The sequence below is a fragment of the Micromonospora sp. NBC_00362 genome (assembly GCF_026342155.1).
In the GTDB taxonomy this organism is placed as follows: Bacteria; Actinomycetota; Actinomycetes; order Mycobacteriales; family Micromonosporaceae; genus Micromonospora; species Micromonospora hortensis.
The window spans coordinates 2,461,414-2,474,464 of record NZ_JAPENH010000001.1 but is presented as its reverse complement, the minus strand read 5'-3'; the positions used below and the strand labels follow the sequence as shown (position 1 = coordinate 2,474,464).

Annotated in this window: 11 protein-coding genes; 6 read left to right on the top strand and 5 right to left on the bottom strand. The window is 71.5% G+C overall.

What is annotated here, in order from left to right:
* Positions 1–88: 88 nt before the first annotated feature.
* A complete protein-coding gene (locus OG992_RS11225) occupies positions 89–1,468 on the bottom strand; it encodes a DNRLRE domain-containing protein (protein ID WP_266303177.1) in 1,380 nt (459 codons plus the stop codon).
* 220 nt (positions 1,469–1,688) lie between these two features.
* On the opposite strand from OG992_RS11225, the gene OG992_RS11220 reads away from it, so the two are divergent.
* The 4 genes from OG992_RS11220 (at position 1,689) to OG992_RS11205 (ending at position 6,941) form a co-directional block, all read left to right on the top strand.
* Complete coding sequence (locus OG992_RS11220) at positions 1,689–2,984, top strand: MFS transporter (RefSeq protein ID WP_238686372.1); 1,296 nt, start codon at positions 1,689–1,691, stop codon at positions 2,982–2,984.
* Positions 2,981–3,964 carry a hypothetical protein gene (locus OG992_RS11215; RefSeq protein WP_238686371.1) on the top strand — a complete coding sequence of 328 codons (984 nt, stop codon included), beginning with the start codon at positions 2,981–2,983 and terminating at the stop codon, positions 3,962–3,964. Before OG992_RS11220 ends, OG992_RS11215 begins: the two co-directional genes overlap by 4 nt.
* Before the next feature lie 122 nt (positions 3,965–4,086).
* Positions 4,087–5,613, top strand: a complete 1,527-nt coding sequence (locus OG992_RS11210) for an alkaline phosphatase (RefSeq protein WP_238686370.1) — start codon at positions 4,087–4,089, stop codon at positions 5,611–5,613.
* 14 nt (positions 5,614–5,627) lie between these two features.
* On the top strand, positions 5,628–6,941 hold the full coding sequence (locus OG992_RS11205) for a hypothetical protein (RefSeq protein WP_266303176.1): 1,314 nt from the start codon (positions 5,628–5,630) through the stop codon (positions 6,939–6,941).
* Positions 6,942–6,984: 43 nt separating this feature from the next.
* Here OG992_RS11205 and OG992_RS11200 read toward each other — a convergent pair whose 3' ends face one another.
* The 4 genes from OG992_RS11200 to OG992_RS11185 are packed head-to-tail and all read right to left on the bottom strand — an operon-like array spanning position 6,985 to position 11,950.
* Entirely contained in the window at positions 6,985–8,169 is a 1,185-nt protein-coding gene (locus OG992_RS11200) for a low temperature requirement protein A (RefSeq protein ID WP_266303175.1), read from the bottom strand.
* A 59-nt stretch (positions 8,170–8,228) separates the two neighbouring features.
* Complete coding sequence (locus OG992_RS11195) at positions 8,229–8,795, bottom strand: TetR/AcrR family transcriptional regulator (RefSeq protein ID WP_238686367.1); 567 nt, start codon at positions 8,793–8,795, stop codon at positions 8,229–8,231.
* A gap of 51 nt (positions 8,796–8,846) precedes the next feature.
* A complete protein-coding gene (locus OG992_RS11190; RefSeq protein ID WP_238686366.1) occupies positions 8,847–9,512 on the bottom strand; it encodes a hypothetical protein in 666 nt (221 codons plus the stop codon).
* On the bottom strand, positions 9,509–11,950 hold the full coding sequence (locus OG992_RS11185) for a PEP/pyruvate-binding domain-containing protein (protein WP_266303174.1): 2,442 nt from the start codon (positions 11,948–11,950) through the stop codon (positions 9,509–9,511). The genes OG992_RS11190 and OG992_RS11185 overlap by 4 nt, the downstream gene beginning before the upstream one ends.
* Positions 11,951–12,072: 122 nt before the next feature.
* Here OG992_RS11185 and OG992_RS11180 point away from each other — a divergent pair, with 122 nt between their 5' ends.
* Together OG992_RS11180 and OG992_RS11175 are read left to right on the top strand one after the other, a co-directional pair.
* On the top strand, positions 12,073–12,732 hold the full coding sequence (locus OG992_RS11180) for a M23 family metallopeptidase (protein ID WP_238686364.1): 660 nt from the start codon (positions 12,073–12,075) through the stop codon (positions 12,730–12,732).
* 73 nt (positions 12,733–12,805) lie between these two features.
* Positions 12,806–13,036, top strand: a complete 231-nt coding sequence (locus tag OG992_RS11175) for a DUF2188 domain-containing protein (RefSeq protein WP_091401205.1) — start codon at positions 12,806–12,808, stop codon at positions 13,034–13,036.
* Positions 13,037–13,051 lie beyond the last annotated feature (15 nt).

Genomic DNA, 13,051 nt, shown 5'->3' with positions numbered 1-13,051 from the left:
CTTTGTGTTGACGGTTTGCGGCTTACGCGGCATAAGTCGGGACAGAAAGTGCAAGATCGACGGGGTGGGGGGTGGGGTGGGGTGGGGGTTAGTGGCAGGTGTTGGTGCCGGTGTCGGTGTAGGTCTGGCCGGCTACTGGCACGAACTGCCAGTCGTAGCTGTTGGAGTGCAGGGTGAACTTCAGTAGGCCCCACGCTGAGCTGTTGCGCGCCTCGCTGTTGGGCTGGATGGTGCCGAAGCCGTAGTGGCCGGCGCCGCCCATCCCCGCGACGAAGCTGCGCAGACCCCGGCTGGAGTCGGCGCCACCGGCCGGGTTCATCGGGGCGAACCGCTCGTACACGTGGTTGTGCCCCCAGACCACGACGTCGGCGTTGTAGTCGTAGAGGGCCTGGTACAGCGGACGCGTCGACGTCGACGGCGCGTGGTTGGAGCTGGACGTGAACAGCGGGTGGTGCCAGTACGCGATGGTGCACGGCTTGCTGCTGGCGGCCAGGTCCGCGCGCAGCCACTGCTCCTGAGTCGAGCCGGCCGACATGCTGATGTTGGAGTTCAGCGATACGACGTGCCAGTTGCCGAGGTCGAATGAGTAGTAGCCGCGCCCGCTCGGGCCGGCCGACGTACCGAAGTAGTTGTAGTAGCCGGTCGCGCCCGACGTGTTGTAGTCGTGGTTGCCCGGCGACGGGCGGGTGCGGGACTTGTGTCGACCCCAGGTGGGCTCGTAGTAGCTGGTGAACTGCGACGCCGTCCCGCTGTCGTAGACGTTGTCGCCGGTGGTGAAGACCGTTCCCGGGATGCTGTCGAGCAGCGTCGCGGTGGCGCTGTCGCCGGAGCCGGAGTCGGCGATGTCGCCGGCACCGACGAACACGGGGTCGCCCGACGGGGGTGGCGTGGTGGTCCCGGTGGTGACCACCAGTTGCGGTGCGTCAGCGCCGCTCTCTCGGGTGTCGTAGTAGGCGCCGTCACCGCTGGTCGAGGTGGCACCGAAGCTGTACGTGCCGTTGCCGGTGACAGCGGCCGTGACGTCGACCTCGTACCAGGTGTTGCCGCTGACCGCGCCGATCGTGCCGAGTGTGGCCCCGTCGATGGTCGGCTGGTTGTTCCAGGTGGTGCCGGTCTCCGACCAGGTCGTGTTGGACATCCGGCGGAACGTGCCACCGGCGTCGCTGCCGCTGTTGCCGCTGATCGTGCGCAGTCGCAGCTTGGCGCCGGTCACCGTGCCGCTGACACCGCTCACCGTGAAGCGCAGGAACGAGCGCCGCACGGGCGAGTTGTCGACCACTACCTGCGTGGACGTGCCGTAGTTGGTGGCGGCCGTGTCGCTCTGGACGTAGGTGTCGGCGACCGGCGTGAAGGTCACGCTCGCCGCCGACGCCGCGCCAGCGCCGGTCACGACGACGGCGGCGGTCGCGGCGACGATCACCGTGACCACCCCCAGCGTCACCGGCGGACGGGGGAATCGAATGTCCATCCAGGACTCCTTACCTCGTGGGTAGAGCGCAAGGAATGTAGGAAGGTCGATGAGCCGGCGGGCGACGGGCGGATGAACAGTGCGTCCCGGCAGGCGAACACCTCGGTGTTGGGAGCCCGTTCATCCGACCCTCGCCCGGACGCCATCCGCGGTCCGTTGTGCGACCTCCACTGAGTACGGACGATGGCTGCCCGTCGACCGTCGATCAGAGGAGATGCTCGTGTACCTGTCGACCGTCTCCCGACCGGTCGCCGACCAACCCGGGTCGGGGCCCCGACGCCGCCGGTTCACGATGGTCAGCGGCAACGTCGTCGCGCTCGGCACTGTCAGTCTGATCACCGACGTGTCCGCCGAGATGGTGGCCGCGGTCCTGCCGCTCTATCTGGTGCTGGGCCTGCACCTCAGCCCGGTGACCTTCGGCGTGCTCGACGGCGTCCACACCGGCGCCACAGCGCTGCTGCGGGTCGTCGGTGGCTTCGCCGCCGACCGGTTCCGGCGGCGCAAGCTGATTGCCGGCATCGGCTACACGCTCTCGGCGGTCGCGAAGCTCGGCCTGCTGCTCGCCGGCCGGTCGATCCCGGCGATCGGCGCCGTCATCGCCGTCGACCGACTCGGCAAGGGTGTTCGCAGCGCGCCGCGCGACGCGCTGATCACGCTCTCCACGCCACCCGAGGAGCTGGGTCGGGCGTTCGGGGTGCACCGGGCGATGGACAGCGTCGGCGCGTTCCTCGGGCCGCTCGCCGCGTTCGCGGTCCTGCTGGTCGTCGGGCAGTCGTACGACGCGGTCTTCGTCACCAGCTTCTGCATCGCGGCCCTGGCCGTCGTGGTGCTCGTGCTCTTCGTTCGGGAGCAGCCGCCCGGCGAGGTGGTGGACGGGAAGGCGGCGGACGCGACCAACGATCCGAAGGTCTCCGTCCGCGAGGCGTTCGGGCTGCTGCGCGGCGGACCGGCCCGGCGGTTGGTGCTGGCCGCCGCGCTGCTCGGGCTGGCCACCATCGGCGACGGCTTCGTCTACCTGCTGCTGCAACGCCGGATGGACCTTGGCCTGCGCTGGTTCCCGCTGCTCGCGGTGGGGACCAGCCTGGCGTACCTGCTGCTCGCCGCTCCGCTCGGCGTACTCGCCGACCGGATCGGTCGCCTGCCCGTGGTGATCGGCGGCTACACCGCCCTCGGTGCGACGTACCTGCTGCTGGCCGGCCCGGTCGACGGTTGGCCGCTGATCGCCCTGGCGCTGACTCTGTACGGCGCCTTCTACGCGGCCACCGACGGCGTGCTCATCGCGCTCGCCGGTCCGGTGCTGCCGGCGCGTCTGCGGACCACCGGAATCGCGTTGGTGCAGACCGGGCAGGCCCTCGCGTACCTCGTCTCCTCCGTGCTGTTCGGTCTGGCCTGGCAGGCGTGGGGGCCGGAGAACGCGATCCGCGCGGCGGCCGTGGCCGTCGCCGGCGTCCTGGTCGGCACGCTGCTCCTGCTGGCCTCCCCGTCCCGACTCACCACCCGGAAGGTACCCCGATGACAGCGATGTCGACCCGAGCGAAGCTCGGCGTGGTGGTCGCCTCGGCAGTGCTGTTGGGCGCGGTGGCGGCCGGCTACGCCGCCACTGCCGCGCAGGCTCCCCGGACGCCGCCACCCGCCAGCGGCGAGCAGACGGTCACCCTGGCACCCGGGCCCCGCCTGCTGGCGATCACCGACCGGCACGTCTCCACGGTCGCCGCGACCGACCCCGCCGGGCCGCGCACCGTCGCCGGCCTGGAGTGCCTCCGGGTGTACGCGGCGGCCGGCACCGGGGTCTGTCTGAAGCCGGAGACCGCGTGGTCATACCAGGTTGTCGTGCTCGACGCGACGTTGCGCCAGACGAGGGCGGTCAGTGTGCCGGGGCTGCCGAACCGGGCCCGGGTCTCGGCGTCCGGCCGGATGGTCTCCTGGACGACGTTCGTCGGTGGCGACTCGTACACCTCCAGTGGATTCTCCACCCGCACCGGGATCCTCGACACCCGCACCGGCACCACAGTGGCCTCGCTCGAAGAGTTCGCGATCACCCGGAACGGCCGGAGCTACCGCAACGCGGACGTCAACTACTGGGGCGTCACCTTCACCGCCGACGACAACAGCTTCTACGCGACGATGGCTACCGGTGGTAGGAGGTACCTCGTCCGGGGTGACCTCGCGGCTCGTACGGTCGAGACGCTGAAGGAGAACGTCGAGTGCCCGTCGCTGTCACCGGACGGCACCCGGCTCGCGTTCAAGGAGGCGGTCGACGCCGACCCGACGAAGGGCTGGCGGCTGTCGGTCCTGGACCTGTCGAGTATGCGGGTCACCGCGACCGCCGAGGTCCGCAGCGTCGATGACCAGGCCGCGTGGCTGGACGGCGGAAAGCTGGCCTACGCGCTGCGCCGGGACGACGGCGAGCCCGACGTCTGGAGCGTTCCGGCGGACGGGTCCGGTACGCCGACGCTGGTGATCCCCGGCGCGGAGTCGCCGTCCCCGCTCACCTGACGGTCCGGTTCCCGGCCCGGGTGGTCCGGACACCTGAACGCCTTGACGCGGACAGCATTCCGTCATGTCGGATTCCGCCGCGCAGCCATCGCCGTTCATCGACGTTCCCGAGGCTGTTGACCATGACAAGGCTGAGCCGTCGCATATTCGTCCTCAGTGGACTGGTGACCGCCGGAGTCGCTGTGACACCCCGCCAGGGTGCCCGCGCCGCGGTGCCGTACCCCTTCAAACTCGGTGTGGCGTCCGGTGACCCAGCGCCCGACAGCGTGGTCCTCTGGACCCGGCTGGCACCCTCCCCGCTCAACGCCGACGGGCAGGGCGGCATGGCCAACGCCGACGTGACAGTGGAGTGGCAGGTGTCCACCACCGACCGGTTCACCTCGCTGGTCTCCTCCGGCTCGGTGGTCGCCCGGTACGCCGACGCGCACTCCGTGCACGCCATCGCGGGTGGGCTCGCCGCCGACTCCGACTACTACTACCGGTTCCGGGCCCAGGGGCAGATCTCGCCGGTCGGGCGGACCCGGACCGCCCCGGCGCCCAGCGCCTTCGGCCGCGACCTGGTGATGGCCTTCGCCTCCTGCGCCCACTACGAGGCCGGCTACTACACCGCGTACCGGCGGATGGCCGAGGACAACCCCGGTCTGATCCTGCACCTGGGCGACTACATCTACGAGGGCGGCGTCGGCAGCTCCACGGTGCGGCAGCACGTCGGCGCGGAGATCGTGTCGCTGGCCGACTACCGCCGCCGGTACGCGTTGTACAAGTCCGACCCGGACCTGCAGGCGGCCCACGCGGCGGCACCCTGGCTGGTGGTGCCGGACGACCACGAGGTGGAGAACAACTACGCCACCATGGTCCGCAACGACAGCAGCCCCACGCTGACCGCCGCCCAGTGGACCGCCCGGCGCACCGCCGCGTACCGGGCCTACTACGAGAACATGCCGCTGCGACCGGCGTCCGCCGCCAACGGCAACAGCATTCCGCTGTACCGGCGCATCCGGTGGGGACAACTCGCGACCTTCCACATGCTCGACACCCGGCAGTTCCGCGACGACCAGGCCTGCGGCGACGGGTGGAAGGTCTGCGCCGACGCGGATCTGGCCTCCCGGTCACTGACCGGCGCCACCCAGGAGGCGTGGCTGCTCGACGGGCTGGCCCAGCGCTACGGCACCTGGGACATCCTCGGCCAGCAGGTCTTCTTCGCCCAGCAGCTCGACGCGAACGGGGCGGCGAGCATGGACGCGTGGGATGGCTACCGGGCCTCCCGCAGCCGCATCCAGACCGGCTGGCAGCAGCGCGGGGTGCGCAACCCGCTGGTGCTCACCGGCGACGTGCACCGGTCGTGGGCCAACAACCTCAAGGCCGACTACGCCAACCCCTCCTCGGCAACCGTCGGCACCGAGCTGGTCTGCACCTCGATCAGCTCGACCGGCAACGGCAGCGGCAGCACCACGGTCCCGAACGCGGCGGCCAACCCGCACCTGAAGTTCTACTCGGACCGGCGCGGCTACGTCCGTACCACCATCAGCCGCAGCCAGGTCCGCGCGGACTTCCGCGCGGTGAACTCCGTGACCGAGCACGGCGCGGCGGCGTCCACCGTGCGTTCGTTCGTCATCCTCGACGGCCAGCCCGGCCTGCAGGCCGGGTAAGGGAGAGAGCCACAATGACCGCGATCACCGCACTGCTCACCGCGTCCCTGCTCATCCCGAACGTGGTCCTCGGCCCGACCGCGATGACCGCCGAGGCGGTCACGTGGACCACAGCGAACAGCGTCGCCACCGGCGACCAGGACCTGCCCTCCATCGCCATGAACCGCAACGGTCACGTCGCAGTGGTCTGGGAGGACGACCGGGACGGCACCGCCCCGGAGGACGACACCCACAGCGAGATCTACCTGCGGCTGTTCCGCGACGGCACGCCCGCGTACGAGCTGAAGCTCAGCACCGGGGGGACCAGCGGGGCCGCCTGGCGGCACCTCAGCCCCGACGTGGGGCTCGACGACCGGGGCAACGCCGTGGTGGTCTGGGCCGCCGACGGCGACGGCAACGGCGTCTACAACATCCAGTACCGCGTGGTGTCGCCCGCCGGCGCGGTGCTCGGCTCGGGGCAGGCCAACGCCAGCGACGCCGGGCAGCAGATCTGGCCGAAGGTCTCGGTCGACCCGGACGGCGCGCCCACCAACGCCGCCGCCGTCGGCTTCACAGTGGTCTGGGAGGACGTGCAGGGCACCGCTCCCGCCACCGTCAAGGCCGCCGGCTTCACCGCCGCCACCACCAAGGCGTACGAGGTGACGGCCTCGCAGACGACGGGCACGCACCACCGTCCCGACGTGGCGGTGTCCGCCTCCGGCGAGGCGCTGGTGGTCTGGGACGAGGACGCCGACGCCAACGGCTCGTACAACATCGGGCTGACCCGGCTGGCCCGGCCCAACGGTGCCGTGGCGCTGTCGCGGCGGACGGCCAACGCCCAGAGCGGCGGGCAGCAGCAGCGCGCCTCGGTGGCGGCGAACTTCGCCGGCGACTTCACGGTCGGTTGGGAATCCGACCACACCGGCACCCGGGGTGTCTGGGCCCGATCGTTCACCGCCGCGGGCACGGCCCGGCACGACGAGGTTCCGGTCTCCACCGGCGCCGGCGCCACCGCTCCCGCTGTCGGCATCGACGACCAGGACAACGTGGTGGTGGGCTGGACGGTGTCCGGCGCCAACCCGGACGTCTGGGCGCGGGGCCTCAACCCGGACGGCACGTCCACCGGCCGGCTGGCGGCCCAGGCGCTGAGCCAGACCACGACGGGCCGCCAGGAGCACTTCGCGGTCGCCGCGTCGCCCTGGGGCGAGGTGAGCGTCTGCTACACCGACGACAACGACGGCAACACCTTCGACCAGGTGCTCCTCGGCCTGGGCACGACGAACTCCACCTGGCTGATGTCCGCCGACGAGCTGCGCCGACTGAAGGCGCGGGGCACCAGGGCGAGCTGAACACGTTGACCTGGGTCGTCTGACATCTCCCTGTCGGGGAGGGTCAGTCGGCCCGGGGCAGCCGCTCGTACAGGACCAGGGCGGTGAGGATGGCCGTCAGCAGGCCGAGGGCGGCCAGCGCGGGCAGGATCCGGGACACCGGCAGCAGCAGGAGGACGACGCCGATCGCGGCGAGATGGCCCGGCGAGCCGCCGACGGTCAGCCGGAGGAACAGCAGACGACCGATGAGGTAGAGCGCGGCACCGCCGTAGAGCACTGTCGTCGCCGGCCATCCCATCGGCACCCCGGCGGGGTGCCGAGGCTGATCCGTCAGGCTTGCGAGGATCAGGTGGATGCCCAGGGCGAAGTAGACGACCCCGGCGACCAGCGGCAGGTGCGCCAGCGTGTAAGCGTCCGATGCCAACTGCTGACGGCGTCGGGTACGCGGCGAGGCCGAGGTCAGCACCTTCGCGGCCTCCGGGGCTACGCCCACGAAGTAGAGCCACCACAGGCACACGGTCGCGGCGAAGCCGAACACCGCGGCCACCAGCATCGGCCAGGCGATCATGGCCAGGCCCACGCCGGCCCCGGCCGACAGCAGGGACTCACCGAGCACGATGATCAGCACCAGACCGTGGCGTTCGGCGAAGTGGGCGCCGCTGCGGACCTCGCCGAAGCTGGCGGCGGTGGCGATCCGGCCGCCGCCGTAGTCGACGAGGAACGCCACTGTCCACAGCACGGTCTGCGCGGTCCCGCCGAGGACGGCTCCCACCAGGAGCGGAACCCAGGCGAGTGTGGTGGACACGGCGAAGCGCAGGGTCTGCCGGCGGTACTGCGGGTTGCCGGACGAGGCGTAGGTCATCAGGGCGAGGTGCACCCCGCGGACCACGATGTAGGCGATGGCCAGTGTGAGCGGCGGGCTCAACGCGCCGTCGTGGCGCTGCCATGCCTCCGGGATCACCAGGGCGGCCACGAAGATGGCGGCCATCGCCGCGAGCATTCCGGCCAGCACGGGGCCGTTGTCCGCGCGGACCTGGTTACCCAGCCAGGCGTAGCAGCTCCACGCGTACCAGAACCAGAGCAGGAGCAGCAGGCCCTGGTAGAGGGTGAGCGGTCCCAGCGACTCCGCCATGAAACCGATGAGCCGCGTCAGCGCGAAGACCAGGACCAGGTCGAAGAAGATCTCGAAGGTGGTGGCCCGGTGTGCCTCCTCGACCAGCACCGGCCGGGCCCGGTGGACGCGGCTCATCCGCTCATCCTGGTCCGTGCCGCCCCTCGCCGGGGGGCCAACGGCCAGCTACGACGGGATCAGCCGAAGAGCAGGTCGAGGTGGGCGTCCAGCGCGCCCAGCGCCTGCTCGGCGGTGTACTGCCCGCCCAGCAGGTAGACGCCGAGCCCCTCCATCAGCGCCAGTAGGCCGGCCGCTGCGGCGGCGCCGTGCCGGTCGGGCAGGACGCTGGCGATGAACCCGGTGAACTGCGCGGTGTCCTCGTGCAGGCTGGGCGCGGCCGACGGTCGCACCGCCGTGTAGGCGAGGAACGCGAGCGCCACCCGCCCGTTGTCGCGGGTGGCTTCGTCGAGTGGCAGCAGCGCGGCGAGCATCGTGCGCAGCAGCAGCCGAGGCGAGGGGGTCTCGCCCAGCCCTGCCACCGCCTCGGTGACCCGGAGCTGGCTGCGCTCGCGCACCACGCTCAACGCGAACGCCATCATCTCGTCCTTGGTCCGGAAGTAGTGCTGGACCATCCCGGCGGACACGCCGGCCTCGGCGGCGACGTGTCGGAGGCTGACGGCCTCCAGGCCCTGATCCGCGGCGACCCGCATCAGCGCGTCCGCGATGAGGGTGCGTCGCTCCTGGTGATCGACCTTCTTGGGCATGGCCTCGATCGTTTCACAGTGGGTGGCCCGGAGACTCCGCCAGCGCGGCGGTCACCGGCTGACGGTCTGGCTCGCCGGTGTGCCCCGGGCGCTGCGCAGCAGGCCGTCCGGGTCGTCGGCGTACAGTCGCAGCTCGTTGACCGGTGTGGACCCGGTCTTCGGCAGGTCGAAGGTCAGCGGCCGGCGCAGCAGGACGTCGATGCTGGTCTGGCTGCCGACCGAGATGGACACCACCCGCCGGTCGCCCTCCTGCTCGACCTGCACCGACTTGCTCGACGGCAGCGATCGGTAGCGCTTGCGCAGCGCCTCGACGTCGGTCCACGGGATCCAGACGTCGATGCCCCAGCTGAGCCGCACCCGCAGGCCCCGGTCACCCACGACATGCGGGTGGATCGTCATGCTGGCGAACAGGCCGATCATCCAGAGCAGACCCCAGATGCCGAGGCCCAACACGATCCAGCGGGCGGGCCGCCACGGCACCACGTGGGTGACCACCACGTCGAAGATCGGGATCTCCACGACCGAGAGGCCGATGAAGATGCCCAGGATCGGCCTGACCACGCCGAGGTAGCCGAACGGCTCGTCGCCGGGCCCCAGCGGCAGTGGACGACGCCGCGCCCACACGTACAGGCTGCGCCACGTCGCGGCCTCGGCCTCGGCCGCCCGCCGCAGCAGCGGGCCCACCCGCGCCCTGGTCGGTGTCGTCGTGTCGGTCATTGTCGTCCTTCTCGCTCGGAGGCCGAGGGTCGGTGCAGCGTGACGGTGCCGGCGCCGCCGTCCACCGTGACGAGCTGCCCGGTGGTGATGGTCCGGGTGGCGTCCGGCACGCAGATGACGGCGGGAATGCCGTACTCACGGGCCACCGTCGGGCCGTGCGCCATGATCGCGCCGGTCTCGGTGACGAGCGCCGACGCGGTGAGGAACAGCGGAGTCCAGCCCGGGTCCGTGGTCGCGGCCACCAGGACTTCGCCGGGCTCGACGTGGGCGGTGCTCGGGTCGCGCACCACCCGGGCGGGGCCGGTCACCCGGCCCGCCGACGCACCCACTCCAGCGAGCGTCCCGTCGCCGGTCGATGCCGCCGGCAGGACGGTCTCGACATCCGTACCGTCGGAGAGCAGTGCCACCGGTACCGTCCGACGCCGCAGCTCCCGGCCGTGCACGGCCCGTCGAGCGGTCACGGTGCCGCGCAGATCAACACCCTGGTGTACGACCGTGTGCACCTCGTCGAGGGTCAGGAACATGATGTCGTCGGGCTGGTCCAGCAACCCGTTGGCGTGCAGGTCGGCGCCGATGAGCAGCAGTTGGCGACGGGTCTCGCGCAGCGGGTACAGCCCGGCGAACTTGCCGGCCTCGCGCAGGCCGGCCAACGACCGCGCCCGGCGCAACAGGAAAGCGGCGATCCCGCCCCGCACCGGCCGCCGACGGCGAGCTCGGGTGACCAGTTCCTCCAGCGCTGTCTCCGCCGCTGCGGCGGCCCGCTGGAAGCGCTGGTCGGGACCCTGGTGCGGATCGGTCACCCGCAGGTAGTTGGCGACCGCGGCGAAGACCGGTGTGGGGTCCTCCGCCCAGCGCGGCACTCCGAGGTCGACTTCGGCGACGCCCCGGTGCCCGTAGACGTCCAGGAAGGCCGCCATGCCGATGTCGGGCAGCGTCCCGCGCAGGTGGCGTGCGGCCAACTCGGCCGGCGGGGTGTCCAGGAGAAGCTGCCGGTGGTCGCCCACGCCCTGGGCGAGCCGCCACAGGGCCAGGTCCATCTCGATGGTGACGTTGTGCGGCATGCCGCCGAGCACGGTGTGGATCTCGTCGGGGCCGGCGACGCCCTTGAGCAGCGCGGCCGGTAGGGCGGCGGCGAGCATCCCGGCGACGATCGGCCACATGATCGCGTCGGCGCTGTCATCGGCCTCGGCGTCCTGCGCCTGCACGAAGCGCAGCCGGTCGGCGGTGGTACGCAGCTCGGCGGGGGCTGCTGAGCTCACCCTCAGCTGTTCGATCGCCTCGAACATCCGGGTCCGCGCGGCCTCGGGACGGGCCAGCGCCCGCAGGATGCCCACCACCGCGCGGCGGGCCGTCCGCAGCGACGCGGCGCCCGGCGCCCCACCGCGCCGGGCGCCGCCGCTGGCCGGGGCGAACCGGGGATCGGCCAGCACGTGCTGCATCACCGCCTGGGCGCGCGGCCCGAAGTCGACGGCCAGGAGCTTCACCAGCCGCTTGCGGGACGACCGGTCACGGGCGAGGTCGGTCAGGTCGCCGTAGAGGCGGCCGCCGATGTCGACGATCTCGACCCGCACCCCGAGCGCGGCGAGCATCGCGGCGATCTGCGTCCGCAGAGTCGACATGCCCATCGGGGTGACCGGTTGCAGCATGCCCTGAACGTGCCCGAACTCCAGGTAGACGCGGGGGAGGGGCTTCTCGCTGAGCGGTGGGGCGGGGAACAGGCTGGTGATCGGCCGGGACTGGAGGAGCCACAGCACGTCGTCCGCGTCGATCGCCCACTCGACATCCTGCGGGCAGCCGAAGTGGGCCTGCAACCGTTCGCCGACGGCGCGGAGGCGGGCCAGTTGCGTGGACGTCAGGCATCCGGTCTCGGTGGGCGCGACGTCGTCGAGGACGTAGTGGTCGACGGCGGCGGCGCCGTCCACCACTGTCGTGCCGAGGCCCGCAGCGGCGTCGACGGCCATCTCGTCGCGGCCCCCGGTCAGCGGGTTCGCCGTGAACAGCACTCCCGCCACCGCGGGTGTGACCATGCGCTGCACGACGACGGCCATCCGCACCGTCTGGTGATCGATGCCGCGGGCGTCGCGGTAGGCGGTCGCGCGGTCGCCGTGCAGCGAAGCCCAGCATTTCTCGATGGCGGCGATCAGCTCGGCGGTGCCGGTGACGTTGAGGACGGTGTCCTGCTGCCCGGCGAAGCTCGCGTCCGGCAGGTCCTCGGCGGTGGCGCTGGAGCGCACCGCCACCGGGCCCGCGCCGAGGCGCTGGTACGCGGCGACGACCTCGACCGTGGGGACGACGCCGAGCCGGTGTGCCTCGGTGGTGACGCAGAAACCGTCGGGGACCCGCTCGCCGTGCCGGATCAGCTCGCCCAGCCCGGCAGCCTTGCCGCCGACCAGGGCGGTCATGGCGGCGGTCACCTCGGACAACGCGATCACGTGCATGGGAGCCCACTCTCGTTGCAATACGACTGCATTGTATCCGACGGTATCTCGTTTGCGGTGCGACTGCAATGTCACCGCTGCGGGTGCGTCACCTCGGGATCGGAACGTTGCTGGGATCTGCCATGCTCGGGCCGGTGACGACCGGTCGCCCCACCAGATCCCGCTCCCACCGCCGCCCTCGAAGCCGTGCCATCCGTCTCCTGCTCGCGCTCGTCGCGGCGGCGGCCGTCCTGGGCGTCGCGGTGGTCGCGGTGCCGATGCTGCGACCGGCCGGGCCGCGCCCGCTCTTCCAGATGCCGGTGACCTGCGGCGAGACGTGGCAACTCAGCACCTACCCCGGTCACGACGACTACGACGTCGACTTCTTCCCGGTCGAGGGCGAGACGTGGGGGCGGCCGGTGCTCGCCTCGTACGCCGGCACCGTCACAGTGGCGGGCATCAACGGCTCGTTGGGTGGTCGGAACCCGGAGAACCCGGACGGCCCACGGGGGCGCGGCGGCGGCTACTGGGTGAAGATCGACCATGGCGGCAAGTGGGAGACGCAGTACCTGCACATGCTCGAACCTCCGCTGGTCACCGTGGGTCAGAAGGTCGCCCAGGGTGACCAGATCGGGCGGCTCGGCAGCACCGGCAACTCCGGAGCCCCGCACCTGCACTACGAGCAGCGTCGCGGCTGGGAAAAGGTCGAGACCCACTTCGACGGGACGCCGTCGGGCATCACCACCGACGAACGCGAACAGATCCTGCGGCGGGTGAGCAACAACTGCCCGGCCGTCTCCTGAGGACCGCAGTTTGCCCGGCACGGCTCGCGGGCACTGATTCGGGAGACAGCGCAGACGCAGGGAGGAGCCGGTCATGGCCAAGGGTGACGTCGACACGTACCACGAGGACGGGCAGTGGAAGAACAAGCCGGAGGGCCAGGAGCGGGCCAGCAGCACGCATGACGTGAAGGCTGACGCGCAGGCCCAGGGCCGCGAGATGGCGGCCGACCGCGGCGTCGAACACGTGATCAAGAAGCAGGACGGCACGATCGGGGAGAAGAACACGTACCCCCGCAGCCGCGACCCTCGGGACATCGAGGGCTGACGGCTTCCGTCTCAG

What these genes read in the sequence shown, in the direction of transcription:
- OG992_RS11180 (WP_238686364.1), top strand. Translation starts at nt 12,073, where the DNA reads ATGCTCGGGCCGGTGACGACCGGTCGCCCCACCAGATCCCGCTCCCAC.
- OG992_RS11195 (WP_238686367.1), bottom strand. Translation starts at nt 8,795, where the DNA reads ATGCCCAAGAAGGTCGATCACCAGGAGCGACGCACCCTCATCGCGGAC.
- OG992_RS11210 (WP_238686370.1), top strand. Translation starts at nt 4,087, where the DNA reads ATGACAAGGCTGAGCCGTCGCATATTCGTCCTCAGTGGACTGGTGACC.
- OG992_RS11205 (WP_266303176.1), top strand. Translation starts at nt 5,628, where the DNA reads ATGACCGCGATCACCGCACTGCTCACCGCGTCCCTGCTCATCCCGAAC.
- OG992_RS11215 (WP_238686371.1), top strand. Translation starts at nt 2,981, where the DNA reads ATGACAGCGATGTCGACCCGAGCGAAGCTCGGCGTGGTGGTCGCCTCG.
- OG992_RS11190 (WP_238686366.1), bottom strand. Translation starts at nt 9,512, where the DNA reads ATGACCGACACGACGACACCGACCAGGGCGCGGGTGGGCCCGCTGCTG.
- OG992_RS11200 (WP_266303175.1), bottom strand. Translation starts at nt 8,169, where the DNA reads ATGAGCCGCGTCCACCGGGCCCGGCCGGTGCTGGTCGAGGAGGCACAC.
- OG992_RS11185 (WP_266303174.1), bottom strand. Translation starts at nt 11,950, where the DNA reads ATGCACGTGATCGCGTTGTCCGAGGTGACCGCCGCCATGACCGCCCTG.
- OG992_RS11225 (WP_266303177.1), bottom strand. Translation starts at nt 1,468, where the DNA reads ATGGACATTCGATTCCCCCGTCCGCCGGTGACGCTGGGGGTGGTCACG.
- OG992_RS11175 (WP_091401205.1), top strand. Translation starts at nt 12,806, where the DNA reads ATGGCCAAGGGTGACGTCGACACGTACCACGAGGACGGGCAGTGGAAG.